Raw genomic sequence first — 12,895 nt, 5'->3', positions numbered from 1 at the left:
CTTCTTCAACGTGGGAGGACTGCTGCGAGCCCAAGCGTGCGCAGCCGAGTCTTGGAGAGCCGCCCGGACCGGGCTCGACGGCGATCGACCACGAGCAGTACCGCGCCGGTGACGAGCAGCACCGCGCCGGTGACGAGCACCGCATAGCCGGGCGGTCGAACGTCGCGCAGCTCGATTACGACCTGCTCGCCGGGAAAGGGCGCCGGCGGGCGGGTGGCCAGCACCGCACCGGTGGCAACCGCCGCCACGCCGAGGCCGAGGCCGGCCACGCCCGACCAGCCGAGCGGACCCAGAGGGCGTCGAGGCTCGCGCTCGGGCGGGGGCTCGGCGGGCGCGGGCTCGCTCGCCTCCGTCGCCGCTTCTGCTTGCGCGGCAGACTCGGCTGCCCGCGCAGCCTCGGCCGCTTCGCGTTGGGCCGTGAGCTCATCGTGGTGCCGATCGATCGCCTCGAGCACCGCCTCGATGGCCAGGCCCGCGAGCTCGGTGTCGGAGCAGGCCGTGCACGAGGCCAACAGCGGGCCGCGAGGATCACCGTCGGGGTCGCTCACGGGCGCGCTCGGATGGACCAACACCACCCGCACGCCCCGCTGTACCTCCACGGGGTCGACCTCGACGAACGTGATGCGCACCGTGCTCGGCGACAGCCCGGAATCGGTCACCGCTCGCGTGGCCTTCTCGACGACGTCGTCGACCTTGCGAACGGGCATGGTGCTCACCTCGGTGGCATCGACGATGACCGAGGATGGTGCAGGCTCGGCGGCTGCTCCGGCCACGACCTCGCGTTGCACCGCGGCCAAGGCTTGCCCCATGGGCGCCCAGACCAACGCCACGGCCAACGAGAGCACGCTCGCCCGTCGCCCGTAGATCATGGCTCGTTGGCTCCTGGCGTGACCAATGGGCGATCGGGCCGCGGACGCACCTCGCCCTCGACGTCGAAGTAGGGCTCGTCGACCTGCCAAGGAACCAGACCCAGCGCGGTGATGGGATTGGTCGCGGGATCTCGCAGCTCCCCGGCGGTCACGTCGACGAACAGCTCCCCGAGGTCATCGTAGCCATCCTCGAGCTGTTGCTCGGTGCGAGAGCGGTCGTCGAGCGGGAGCGCGTCTTCGGTGCACAGCACCGTGGTGCCGCTGACCGCGGGCATCAGCAGCAATGAGGCCGAGATCAAGCGCTGGCCTACGGGAGCAAAGGCACCCTCGCATGCCACGTTCACCGGGACACCGAGCTCACTGCCGTTGCCGAGCAAGCTCGAGAAGCGGATCACCACGTCTTCGACGGACTCGAGCCACACGCCCACGCCCTCGTTGAGGGCCACCACGCTCGAGTCGAGCCGCAGCGAGCGTCGCAACATGTCGATGCCGATGCCCGAGTGGGGGTCGTCGCCGATCACACGGCTGCCGTGGATGCGCGTGCGGGACAGGCTCACGTCGCAGTCGGTGGAACGAATGCCCGTCGCGAACCCTCGCACCTGGACGTCGTCGAGCCCCACGTGGGTCTCGAGAACCTCCGAGCCCTCGCACTCGATCCCGGTCGCCTGGTTGCCAGCGCTTCCTTGCAGCACCAGGCGATGGAGATAGAGACGCGTCTTCTGGATCGTGCGCAACAGGTACGGGTTGGTCGTCGCCGCGCTCAACAACGTCACCGGCGGGCCGTCGGGATCGGCCATCAGCACCACCACGCGATCAGCACCGAGTTCATCGGCGGGCTCGAGCTCCCAAGGGCCGCCTTCCACGTCGCGCAGCCGTATTACTGCCACATCGGGCGCGTCGGTCAGCGCCACGCCGAGCGAGCAGTATGTGATGGGCTCGAGCCCCCATTCCGCTCCTGGCATCGACTGGCACTGTTCGAAGTTACCGTCGACCCACGCCAGCGTGCCCACGGGCGGGATACAAGCGCCCTGCACGAGATCGCACGCGGACTCGGGGCAATCCTCGTGGCGGGTGCAGGTGTTGGTGCACTCGAGGTCGTCGTCGCACCACGGCGCGTCGGCGGGGCATCCTTCCGCTGCGTCGGGTCGACATTCCACGCATTCGGTACGCTCGGGTCGCGGATCGCAGACGCCCTCGGTGCAGAACAGATCCTCGCAGGGGACGCACTCGCCTCCACTGCAGAACGGCGTGAGTGGATCGACCGCAGCACACGCCGCGCTGGCCCCGTCGGGGCTGCACTGTTCCACGCCGGTGTCGGTGGTCTCCGCTCCGCTCGATGACGACGAGCCCTCCGGGGGCTCGATCGGCAGGCACTCGGAGGAGGATGGCCGCACATCGGTGCACCCGTTGCGGTCGCTGGAGCGCTGGCAGTGATCGCAGTAGGCAAGCCCGCGCTCGGCCAGGCACCACTCGTGATCGGGGACTTGCTCCGCTTGCGCGTGATTGGCGCAATGGTTGGGATCGATGACTCGGCAACCGAGTGCTGGCCCCAATGCACCGATGCCTACGACGCACCCCACACGGAGCACACGACCCCACCTGCTCACCAGCGCCGTGGATCGTTCGTGCCATCCGCGTCGTGTTCGTGGTCTTCGCGGTCGCGAAGGGCAACGAACGATGCTCGGGCTCACGAGCGACGAAGTATCCCACGAGCCCACCGATATGACAACTCGCCACGGTGAGCCAAGCGGCTCGCCCGTCATCGTGGCGTCGGTCTCACGGCTCGCCGAGGATGCTCGTCGAGCATCATCCCTCTACTCGAGGCCGCCACCCATCTACCACCGTCGGCGCCACTTGTCGCGGTAGCTCGGCGGAGGAGGGATCGGCCCGGCCGGCTCCTGGGCACGCTCGGCGATGAACGTGCTCTGGTCGCCGTCCTTGATCCGGATCCTCCCGCGAAGCCGACCGTCCTTGCCGAGCCTCACGTGCCCGCTTCCGGAGACCTGATCGAATTCCCACGCGCCTTCCCAGGTGAAGGACACGCCCGCCTTCGCTGGCTCGCAGCTCACGTACGCGAGCAGGCAGTGCATGCGTAGTCGGTCACCCCGCCCGGCCCCGATCGAGAGCAGGGCCGTGCCGAGGTCATCGAGCCCGTCGTCGACCCACTGGGAGGTTTCGACGATCCTCCACCAGCCGCGGTACTCGGACGGGATCGAGCCATCGGTCATGTGAAGGCGAGCGTATCAGGTCGTGCTTGGCCGGATCCACGACGTGCCCGGCAGGGCGAGGGCGCCTCGTCAGCGTTGACGTCCTCGCGTTGCCACCGGCGGCTCGTCGCCGTCGTCGTCCCAGTCATCGTCGCGCTCGAGGTCACGGAGCAAGTCGAAGGGACCCCACCGCGTGTCGTGGAGCGCCGTCACGATCCGGCTTTGGGCGATGAGCACAGTGGCGATGAGCGACAGCCCGAGCACGGCGATCAGCATCGACATCGGTGGTAGGTCGAGCCATGTCTCGACGGCGCCGGTCACCCAGACCAGCCCTCCGCCCACCAACAGCACGACCGCGATGCTCCCGACCACGATCAGAACGAGGCCGATCAGCACGGTGACGATGCTGACCTTCGGGGGAACGGTGGCCGGTGTCGTCGCGTGCGTGTCGTTGCTCATGTTCGCCTCTGCATCTTCGTGTACCGCGAGACTACATGTCTCGCAGGTCGTAGACGACGGCACACCGGCCCCAACGGGAGCCCTCGAGCGACGACGTTCTGGATGAGCCCATCGCGCTGGTACGATCTGCGGGCGGCGGCCTCGCGGTACGCCCCGCCTGCTCGGAGCGCATCCTTGATAGGGATCGCTTCCGTGACCCGGGACATCCAACGGGCACTCCTGGCGCTGAAGGCTCCGCCTACGGGGTCACGTTCTTGCCCAGGCAGCAACGCTTGTACTTGTGACCAGAGCCACACGGGCAGGGCGCGTTGCGGCCGATCTTCCTGGCGGCTTGCCCCTGCACATCGGGTGAGGTGACGAACCGCGGCGTGCGATCGGCCAGCTCGTCGATGGTGGTCGGGAGGGTCGGGAGGGGCACCAAGGCTTCGCGTACCAACGCCTCACCGATCTCGCGCATGAGCTGCCAGCGGGTTTCGAGCCCGTCGACGAGATCTCCGGTCTTCCGCAGCTCGGTCCACAGCATGCGTGCAATCGCTGTATCGAATTGCCCCGCTCGTCTCGTGACGACCGATACCTTTGCCGATCCCACGAACGTACCTTCGCGCGCCTCGTAGAATTCGAGGATGACGCTCTGGCAGTCGCAACGCGGATTGATGCAGTAGCTGTCTTCGACGACGTAGGTCCGTCCTTCGAGATCCAGGAGCGTGTCCCATGCTCCTGGGACCGCGGTTCGGTACCTCACCAGCTTGCCCATCCGGAAGGCGCTCCAGTCGCGGCGTCGCCATGCGTCGGGATCTCGGCGATCGGAATTCCCCCGAAAAAGTGGACACCCGATTTACGCCACTTCAGTCCTCTACCCAAGTCTCCCGCGCCTGCACCTCGGGCAGGATCAATCGAATGCCCTGGTTGTCGGACGGGTTGAGCCACAGCATGCGCTCGAGCACGCGCTCGGCTTCCTCCCAGCGCCGCAGTCGCCACAGGCACAGCCCCAGACCCTGCATGCAGCGCAGGAACGGGCGGTTGTCGACGAGCCCCCACGCCAGCACGCCGTCGAAGCCGTCACCCAGCGACAACTCGCCGATTCGAACGCCAATCTCGTAGTGCAGGAGCGCCCACCCGGGACTGGAATCGAACAGCAGGTTGCCGAGGTGTGCGTGGGCATCGAGGCAGCGCAGGTCGGCCTCGAGCATCCCGGCCAGGATCTCCCTCGCGCCCGCTGCGTCGCCGCCACGTCGCAGGTCGCTCGCCTCCAGGATGGGATCGGTGTCGTAGTCCTCGGGATCGCTGCCGGGCAACACCTGCTCCATCTCGAACATCGGCCGAGGCCCGCGCGCGATGATCGGCTTGGCCCAGTCCTCGACCGGCACGACGTCGTCCTCGTCGGGCTCGCCCCAGTATTCATGGGCCGGATCCCACACCCCGAATGCATGGAGCTCGAGCGGCACCAGCCCCAGCGCCGCCGTGTCGATCCGGGTGGAGACGACCTCCCCCGAGAGATACGGATGCCCCGCGCGCCGCCAAAGACGGTTGGGCCGGATCACGGCGATCTGCCCCGGGACGACCCGAGGTAGGCCGCGTGTGCGCAGCGTGACCCGTCGCTCGCTCACCAGCAGCCGACAGCGGGCCGCTCGCTGCGTCACCCGGAGCACGACCAGCTCGATGGGCTTGGAGAGATCGAGGTCGTCCTCGCTCACCTTGTGCCTGCGCCGCTTCGTGGGCGGGCTGGTGGGCCCGGTGATTCGTAGCTCGATGCCGAGCCACGTCCGGTACGCCTCGATGTATGGGGCTCCGGCCGACGTCGTCGGCAGCACGACGTCGGCCAACGAGACCTCGTGCTCGGTGCCATCGTCGCGGTGGCAGCGGGCCGTGAGCCCGCGGCGAGGATGGCCACCGTAGACCACCGCCACGAGCGACAGCGGCTCGCCGACCACGTGCACGTCGATGGGTAGCGCGAGCGCACCCGCGAGCGTCTCGTGTAGCGCTCGTAGCTGTGTGTCGTCGCCGAGTGTGTCACCGAGGATCCGCGCGAGCAATGCGTCCACGACCTCGAGTGGCTGGTGCTTCGGCTTGGGCATGGCGCTTGTCTACTCGCCTTCGCATGCCTCCGACATCGCTTCGCACGACCGCCCCGGAATCCCAGGCGAAACCGCTCCCAACGTATCACAACCACCCTCAACCAACCCCCCCAGGGTTCGACTCCCGGCGCATCCACCAACGAACGGCCTCGTAGGGTACCCTACGGGGCCGTTTCCGTACGAGCGTAGGAAGACCTCACGTAGGTCATTTCGCGCGAGCTCGGGCACTATGCGACCGCCGAACGGCATAGTCGCCGCGAGCTCGGCACGTTCGACCAAGCGAGCGACCCAACGCTCGGCCGCCTCGCGATCGTCACGGGCGATGAACTGGAAGATCTCGAGGAGGTCGTTGCGAGCACGCGGTGTCCAGACTACCGCCACGCGATCGGCCCCAACCTGCGCTCCAGATCGGCCTTGAGGTCCTCCGTGCTCGTCACCCGGCCGGCGGCATCATCGGCGAGACCCTCGGCGATGGCGCGGAGGAAGGCGCGCTCGTCGTCCTCGTCTCGGCCAGGCCCGACGGAGATAGGAACCGGGGAGGGGGCGAGACCGACTGCGCTTCGCCCATCTCTCTTGGCCCGGAGCCCCCACGCTGCCATCCTAGGCGGGCCCTCCCCATGAACCTCAAGACGCTTCCCCCCTCGGTCGTCCTCGTGCTCGGCTTGGGTTGCTCTCGCACCCAGCCTACGGTGCATCCATGCTTGAGCCCGCCCTACGATCCGAGCACGGAGGACATGGGGCCGTGCTTGAGCCCGCCCATGGAGGATCCGACCGACGCCGGGGAGGATCCGGAGGACGAGCCTCCCGTGGGTCCCTGTCTATCCCCGCCCGCGCCCGGCCCCGATGATGCGCCCAGTGCATCCGCCGGGGTCACTGTGGCGGCACCGGTCGTCGCGACGCGACGCGAAGCGCTCGAGCGCGTGCTGTCGCGCCACACGCTGCCGGCCGACGTGGCCGCGCGCCTGCGAGGGTGAGCCCATGCGCTTCAAGACCTCGCGCAGGTCGTTTCGCGCGAGCTCGGGCACGACGCGACCGCCGAACGGCATGGTCGTCGCGAACTCGGCACGTTCGACCGAGCGGGCGAGACCCCCACGTGCGCCACGAGCTGGTGGCCAAGTGGACCGTGCGGGAGTGGACGGTGGTGATCGGGCGGCCTTTCGCGGGTCTTACGTAGACCCCGGCCACCGGGTAGGCTGATCGCATGCAGGCGATCAGGGCCAGGTGCGGTCGACGAAGATCGACGCTCGTCGTCGGTGTCGCGGGTCTGTGCGCTCTGGCGGCGCCGCGTCGCGCCGCCGCGATTCAGGGCGAGTATTTCGAGATCCGCGTGGTCGACGGTGCCGGGGAGCCCGTACCTTGCGTGGAGCTGCGAACCACGGGGCAGATCGAGCTGCGCACCGACGCGACCGGGCGCGCCGCGTTCTTCGAGCCGGGGCTCATGGACACCAATGTGTGGTTCTCCGTGAGCGGAAGCCACGTGCAGGTCACCCCCGACGGGTTCGGGTTCGCCGGCGCGTCGCTGGCCGTGAGCGAGGGCGGGAGCGCGGAGCTCGTGGTGCAGGTCGTCGGCGCGCCTCCGTGCGTGGCCGACGATCGTGAGATGCAGCGGATCGCCCGTGGCGTGCCCTCGCCCGAGGAGTTCGTGCAGGTGAGCTTCGTGGACGAGGAGACCGGTCGAGGCGTGCCGCTGTGCGTGCTCGAGCTCGGCGACGAGCGCTGGGTGAGCGACAGCGGCGGGCACGTCGCGCTCGATCCGCTCCCGCACGAGGGCCAGCTCGTGGACGCCACCGTCTGGTCGCATGGCTACGAATTCGCCGACGACGGCCAAGTGATGCTCGACGTCACCGCAGGGCTCGTGCACGAGCTCGCGGCCACGCGCCAGATGCCCGCGGAGCGGCTCCATCGGGTGACCGGGGGCGGCATCCACCGCGACGGCGTGCTGCTCGGGCTTCCAGTGCCGCTCACCCAGCCCGTGATCAACGGCCTCGTGACGGGGCAGGACTCGGTGTTCACCGCGGTGCACCGCGGGGCGCTCGTGTGGATCTGGGGCGACACCAGCCGACCCGCGTATCCGCTGGGCAACTTCCACGCCTCCGGAGCCACGAGCGCGCTGCCGGGGCCCGGCGTGCTCGATCCGGAGCTCGGGATCGACCTCGAGTACTTCGTGGGACCCGACGGCTTCTCGCGCGCCATGGCGCCCACCGAGACCGTGCCCGGCGAGGGCGTCACGTGGCTCGCGGGGCTCGTGTCGGTGCCCTCGGACAGCGGCGAGGATCGCTTGCACGCCACGTTTGCGATGGTCCAGCCGGACTTCTCGAAGACGCGCTTCGGCATGCTCGTGTATGACGACGCGAACGAGCGCTTCGTCGACGGCGTGGACTTCGATCTCGGCGCCCAAGCGGGGCGGTGGCCGCACGAGAACGCGTTCCTCGTACGGCACGGCGAAGCGCAGTGGGTGCAGTACCACGTGCCGGTGAGGATCCCGGCCACCTCGGAGGCGCTGCTCGATCTCGCGACGTACGAGCGGTTCACGCCGTACGAGGACGTCAGCGGGGCCACGGTGGAGCGCGATGCCGCGGGCCGGGCGGTGTATCGCTGGCGGGGGGGTGGGATTCCGTTCGTCGAGCCCGATGAAGGGGGGCTCGCACCCGCGGACCGACTCGAGTGGCACCTCGTCGACGTGGCGACCGCCGACGCATTCGAGGTGCACGAGAACGGCAGCACCGATCGCAACGAGTGGCTGGGCCGCTGGACGCGGCTCGTGATCCCCAAGTGGGCGCTCGGCGAGACGTGGCTCTCGATCTCCGACACGCCGATGGGTCCGTGGGTGTATGCGACGCGGGTGGTCGTGCACGAGCAATACTCGTTCTACAACCCCCGGCACCACCGCGAGCTCGACCAGGACCATGGGCGACGGATGCGGTTCGATGCGACCTATACGAATTCGTTCTCGGGGAACCCGGATCGCACTCCGCGGTACGACTACAACCAGGTGATGATGGCGCTGGATGTGGACCGGCCGGAGCTGCAATTGCCGGTGCCGATCTATACGAGCGAGCGCGGCGAGCTCGGGCCCGCCGATGTGGTGGAGCCCGGTGACGCTCCGCTGGTGGCCGACTTCTTCGCGCCGGTGGGGGCGTATCCCGGCACGGAGCCGGTGTGGTGGAGCGGGCCGAGCTGCGAGCCGCGGCAGCTGGTGGTGGGTGGCGAGCCGGAGACGCCGCCGCTGTTCTGGGCGCTGCCGGTGGGTGGCGAGGGCAATGAGGCCCATGTGTCGCTGTATGCGGTGGACGAAGGCGATGGTGAGCCGGGGTATGCGGTGGAGGATCCCGGTGGGGGCGAGGTGATCGCGGTGGTGTGGCGCAACCCGATCGGAGTGGCACTGCCGGTTGCCGACTATCTGCCCGAGCTGCGGGCGGATGCCGGTGAGGATCAGTGCCTGTCCGTGGGTGGGGTACTGACGCTGCCCGAGCTCGGAGATGCACCCCCAGGGGGCAGCGCCCACTGGGAGCTCGACGGCGCAATCGTGGCGGGATCGGAGGCGAACCCCGGCGCGGGTCTGCACGTGCTTGCACGGGTCCTGACCCGCGGCGATGGGCTGATCGTGCGTGACGAGGCGATCGTACGCATCGGCGAGCCGCCCACTCCCGGCGCGGACTCGTCCGGCGGAGACGAGCCCAGCGCGACCACCGACGGGGCCCCGGGCACCGACGGCCCCGCGAGCGGCTGCGGCTGCCGGAGCCTCGGGCGCAGCAGCACTGCAGCATGGCTGCTGGTCCCATTGCTCGCGCTCGTGCGCCGACGCCCACGCCAGCGACAGTGACATGCGCCGATCCCGAGCCTCCGACCCACCCTTGGCACCCAACCTCCACCCGCATCGCAGCTGAGCTTCATCGCCGGCGACAAGGGCCACGTCACCGCCGTCGAGCTCATGCAAGACCGTGGCCCGCTGCGGCCGGTCCGAACCACGAGGTCAGGGCGTCATGAAGGCCCGACTCCATGTGCTCTCCAACCCACGCGACGTGTCCGTCGGGTCGGATCAGTACGGCCGCCACGGCCGCCACCTCGCCGATGACCGGGAGCTCCCACGCGCCATCGTGCTTGGCGGCGACCAACCGCACTCGACTTGCCCAGGGAGCAATGTCGAGACCGCCGAGGGCACCGAGGTCGAGGAGCACGGGCCGGGCCTCGTGCAGCAGGTCGAACACTCGCGTGGGACCATCGGCGGTGTGCAGGTCGAGGTCGGGCATGCGCCGGCCGAGCAGTGGGTGTCCCTCCCCGAGGTCGTAGCGAATGTCCAGACCACAGAGCATCGCGGCGATGCGCTTGCGCGGCTCGTCCATGGCCAATAGCTCGATCATGGTGTCGCGGAGGGCCTGGTGGCGATCGTCGGGGCGGCCGAGCGCCACTTGGGCCATGGTGTTGCGCAACACCCGGGCACCGACCGGGTGCCGCTCGGCGTGGTAGGTGTCCAGCAGGCGGTCGGGTGATGTCCCGTCGACCACCTGGGCCAGCTTCCATCCCAGGTTCACGGCATCCTGCACGCCCGTGTTGAGGCCCTGGCCGCCCTGCGGGGGATGTACGTGAGCGGCATCCCCGGCCAGCAGTACACGGCCGTGGCGATAGGAAGCCGCCTGCCGGGACATGTCGGTGAACCGGGAGATCCAGGTCGGGTCGCGCACCCCGAAGTCGGTCCCATAGGCGGCGACGAGCGCCTCGCGGAGATCCTGCAGAGTGGGCTCGCCGGGGTGCTCGAGGTCGTGTTCGGTCAGGACGACCCGGTACGACCCTCTGCCCTCCTCCCGGTCGGTGGGACCGATGCCACCACCCTCGCGGCGCATGCCGAGCGTGGGCTCCTGGTCCATCTCGACCTCGGCGATGATCCAGCTGGTCGAGGGATCCAAGCCGGGGAAGTCGATCCCAGCCGCCTTGCGGACCACGCTGCGACCTCCATCGCAGCCAACGAGATACTGCGCCCGGAGTCGGGTGTCGCCGGACAGCTCGACGGTGACGCCGGCGTCGTCCCGAGTGAAGCCCACCACCTCGCGGCCACGGAGGATCGGGACCCCGAGCTCCTCGACCCAGCCGGCCAGGATGCGCTCGATGTGGCTCTGCCACAGCGCCAGCCCGTAGTCGTGACGGGTGGGAAAGTCGCTGATGTCCAACGGGATCCCGCCAAAGCCCTGGATCTGCATCGCGCGCCCCTTCGCGAGGAACCGATCGACGATGCCTCGCTGATCGAGCACCTCGAGGGTGCGGGAGTGCAGGCCGCCGGCTCGCGATCCTTCGAGCTCTTGATCGATGCGTCGCTCGACGATGACGACGTCGACCTTCGCCAACGCCAGCTCACCCGCCAACATCAGCCCGGTCGGACCGCCCCCAGTGATCACCACTTCATGTTCCGTCCTCGTCATGCTCCCACCTCCATCGGTCATGGCCGCAAACGGCCTACGTGAATGCGAGCACGGTAGGAGGGGAGGGGACCCTTGCGGCAAGATCCCCTCCTTGGCATACTCTTGTCACGGCGGGGGGTTGGTGCGGTCGGATCATGCTCGGACGTGAAAGACCCTCGCTCCAGGCACTCCTCGAACGACCCGCCAGCGAGCTCGTCGCCGAGGGCTGGGAGTGGTGCGAGCTGAAGGCCGGCGAGGTGCTGTGGCGGCAGGGCGACGAGACCAACGGCCTGGCGTGGGTGGTCCATGGGTATGCCCAGATCCGCGTCGATGGGGTCGAGCGCGACCGCGTGGGGCCGGGCGGGCTGCTCGGTGAGGCGTCGGTGTTCGTACCGGGGCAGGACCGCACGGCCGACGTGGTGGCGGCCGAGCCGATGCTCCTTTGGTTCCTGCGACGCGACATGCTCGTGCGGCTGCAGGCCCTGCACCCCGAGCTCTACGACGCGCTCATCGAGGCGGCCATCGTGGTGCTGGCACGGCGGATCGGCGCCAACGAGCGCGCGCTGCGGCGCCACCAGCGTGGCGATCGACCGCCGCCCAGGCGAGAGCCGGCGAGCTGGTGGACGCGAATGGCACGCAAGCTCGAAGGGCGGCACCCACCCCCGATCGAGGAGGCGATCGATGCCCTGCCCACCTTCGGGAGGACCAACCGTCTGGTCACCAAGCTGTCCGAGCTCGCCGAGCCGCTCTACGTGCGCGTGGGCGAGGCGCTGTGCATCGAGGGCGATCGGGCTGCGTCGATGTACATCGTCGCGCGAGGGGAGCTGGCGGTCATGCTGGTCGCGGGCGACGGAGCCTTCGAGATCGGCAAGGTCGGCCCGGGAGCCCTGCTGGGGACCAGTGCGCTGTTCGAGGAGGGCACGCGCACCGCGTCGCTCGTCGCGGCCGAGCCGACGTGGGTCTACGAGCTGACGCGCGAGCGGCTCGCCGAGGCGCCGGCCGACGTGTGGCGGGCCATGGCCAAGTCGCTGATGGTGGTCTTGCGCGGCCAGCTCGTCGAAGGCCACCACCGCGCGCCCACCGACGCCGAACCCTAGGTCGCGCGGTGGGCCCGGCGGCGCGGAGCTCCGGCCGAGGGTTGCTCGCGCCCCTGCGCCGCAATCCACAGGCAGGCGAGCGACGCGATCGTCGCCAGCACCACCAGCACGCTGCGCAGCCAGACGGGCGTCGGATGCTCGTCGACCGCATCCACGAGTATGCCCCGCATCCCGCTGGGGATCTCGAGGCCCGAGGACTGGACGAACACCGCGAGCAGCTCGTCATCGAGCGCCTGGGCGAGCCCCCGGACGGTCTGCAGCCCGCCCTTGCGCTCCGCTCCGGGTCGAACGCGGGCCACGACCAACACGTCGCGCAGCGGCACCGCCTCGCTCTCGACCCCGAGCAGCGGCACCAGGACCGCCTCGGCCGGCCCGTCTTGCTGGGGCAGGGCACCCTCGGGCACCGCATACTCGGCCATCGTTCGCTCTGCGCGGAAGAATCCGGTCACGGCGACTCGCCCCTCGAGCTCGGGCGGCACGGAATCGGTGCGCAGATCGAAGGCTTGCTCGTCGGAGAGCTCCACCGGCAGCTGCGGAGCCGCCAGCCCGGCCATCACGGCGAGCATGGTCCCCAGCAGCACGAGGGCGCGGACCCGGGGGCGCGCGAGGGTGAAGGCCACGCCGCCCGCGATCGCCAGCCCCGGGCCGATCCACGCCCCCCACGTGCGCCCCCACGACGAGCTGCCGAGCAGCATGCCGAGCAGCGGAGGAAGCAGGGCCATCGCGATCGCGGCGAATCGGAGCACGGCCCAAGGGTAGCCGGTTGGGACCGATGGAGGTGCGCCCCAGACCTTG

The 12,895-nt window shown here is 69.5% G+C and carries 12 protein-coding genes; 3 read left to right on the top strand and 9 right to left on the bottom strand.

Annotated features, from left to right (window positions below):
• Positions 1-5: 5 nt before the first annotated feature.
• The 7 genes from OEB96_RS41300 to OEB96_RS46770 all read right to left on the bottom strand — a co-directional run bounded on the left by OEB96_RS41300 (position 6) and on the right by OEB96_RS46770 (position 5,991).
• A complete protein-coding gene (locus OEB96_RS41300; RefSeq protein ID WP_266222447.1) occupies positions 6-869 on the bottom strand; it encodes a hypothetical protein in 864 nt (287 codons plus the stop codon).
• Positions 866-2,422: a hypothetical protein gene (locus OEB96_RS41295; protein WP_266222446.1), complete on the bottom strand. Its 1,557-nt coding sequence runs from the start codon at positions 2,420-2,422 to the stop codon at positions 866-868. The genes OEB96_RS41300 and OEB96_RS41295 overlap by 4 nt, the downstream gene beginning before the upstream one ends.
• A 282-nt stretch (positions 2,423-2,704) precedes the next feature.
• Entirely contained in the window at positions 2,705-3,097 is a 393-nt protein-coding gene (locus tag OEB96_RS41290) for a hypothetical protein (RefSeq protein WP_266222445.1), read from the bottom strand.
• A 69-nt stretch (positions 3,098-3,166) separates the two neighbouring features.
• Positions 3,167-3,535, bottom strand: coding sequence for a hypothetical protein (locus tag OEB96_RS41285; RefSeq protein ID WP_266222444.1), 369 nt, complete (start codon positions 3,533-3,535; stop codon positions 3,167-3,169).
• Positions 3,536-3,773: 238 nt separating this feature from the next.
• Positions 3,774-4,277, bottom strand: coding sequence for an SEC-C metal-binding domain-containing protein (locus OEB96_RS41280; protein WP_266222443.1), 504 nt, complete (start codon positions 4,275-4,277; stop codon positions 3,774-3,776).
• Positions 4,278-4,380: 103 nt separating this feature from the next.
• On the bottom strand, positions 4,381-5,610 hold the full coding sequence (locus tag OEB96_RS41275; protein ID WP_266222442.1) for a tetratricopeptide repeat protein: 1,230 nt from the start codon (positions 5,608-5,610) through the stop codon (positions 4,381-4,383).
• Between the two features lie 9 nt (positions 5,611-5,619).
• Positions 5,620-5,991 (bottom strand): type II toxin-antitoxin system RelE/ParE family toxin, encoded by a 372-nt coding sequence (locus OEB96_RS46770; protein ID WP_407674737.1) that lies wholly within the window; start codon positions 5,989-5,991, stop codon positions 5,620-5,622.
• A 320-nt stretch (positions 5,992-6,311) separates the two neighbouring features.
• Between OEB96_RS46770 and OEB96_RS41270 the strand changes: the two genes are divergently transcribed.
• Positions 6,312-6,584: a hypothetical protein gene (locus tag OEB96_RS41270; protein WP_266222441.1), complete on the top strand. Its 273-nt coding sequence runs from the start codon at positions 6,312-6,314 to the stop codon at positions 6,582-6,584.
• 353 nt (positions 6,585-6,937) lie between these two features.
• On the top strand, positions 6,938-9,433 hold the full coding sequence (locus tag OEB96_RS41265) for a hypothetical protein (RefSeq protein ID WP_266222440.1): 2,496 nt from the start codon (positions 6,938-6,940) through the stop codon (positions 9,431-9,433).
• 106 nt (positions 9,434-9,539) lie between these two features.
• On the opposite strand, the gene OEB96_RS41260 is transcribed toward OEB96_RS41265, so the two are convergent.
• Positions 9,540-11,024 carry an FAD-dependent monooxygenase gene (locus OEB96_RS41260; RefSeq protein WP_266222439.1) on the bottom strand — a complete coding sequence of 495 codons (1,485 nt, stop codon included), beginning with the start codon at positions 11,022-11,024 and terminating at the stop codon, positions 9,540-9,542.
• A gap of 134 nt (positions 11,025-11,158) precedes the next feature.
• On the opposite strand from OEB96_RS41260, the gene OEB96_RS41255 reads away from it, so the two are divergent.
• Positions 11,159-12,100, top strand: coding sequence for a cyclic nucleotide-binding domain-containing protein (locus OEB96_RS41255; RefSeq protein ID WP_266222438.1), 942 nt, complete (start codon positions 11,159-11,161; stop codon positions 12,098-12,100).
• Here OEB96_RS41255 and OEB96_RS41250 read toward each other — a convergent pair.
• Complete coding sequence (locus tag OEB96_RS41250; RefSeq protein ID WP_266222437.1) at positions 12,097-12,846, bottom strand: hypothetical protein; 750 nt, start codon at positions 12,844-12,846, stop codon at positions 12,097-12,099. The two genes, OEB96_RS41255 and OEB96_RS41250, sit on opposite strands and share 4 nt — an antisense overlap.
• Positions 12,847-12,895: the final 49 nt, after the last annotated feature.

The sequence above is a fragment of the Paraliomyxa miuraensis genome, assembly GCF_026337845.1.
GTDB lineage: Bacteria > Myxococcota_A > Polyangia > Nannocystales > Nannocystaceae > Paraliomyxa > Paraliomyxa miuraensis.
The sequence above is the reverse complement of the archived record's forward strand: the minus strand, read 5'-3'. Positions and strand labels throughout refer to the sequence as shown.

Bases quoted from the DNA above. Each gene is read 5' to 3' on its own strand.
- OEB96_RS41300 (WP_266222447.1), bottom strand. From the start codon at position 869: ATGATCTACGGGCGACGGGCGAGCGTGCTCTCGTTGGCCGTGGCGTTG.
- OEB96_RS41290 (WP_266222445.1), bottom strand. From the start codon at position 3,097: ATGACCGATGGCTCGATCCCGTCCGAGTACCGCGGCTGGTGGAGGATC.
- OEB96_RS41285 (WP_266222444.1), bottom strand. From the start codon at position 3,535: ATGAGCAACGACACGCACGCGACGACACCGGCCACCGTTCCCCCGAAG.
- OEB96_RS41275 (WP_266222442.1), bottom strand. From the start codon at position 5,610: ATGCCCAAGCCGAAGCACCAGCCACTCGAGGTCGTGGACGCATTGCTC.
- OEB96_RS41260 (WP_266222439.1), bottom strand. From the start codon at position 11,024: ATGACGAGGACGGAACATGAAGTGGTGATCACTGGGGGCGGTCCGACC.
- OEB96_RS41255 (WP_266222438.1), top strand. From the start codon at position 11,159: ATGCTCGGACGTGAAAGACCCTCGCTCCAGGCACTCCTCGAACGACCC.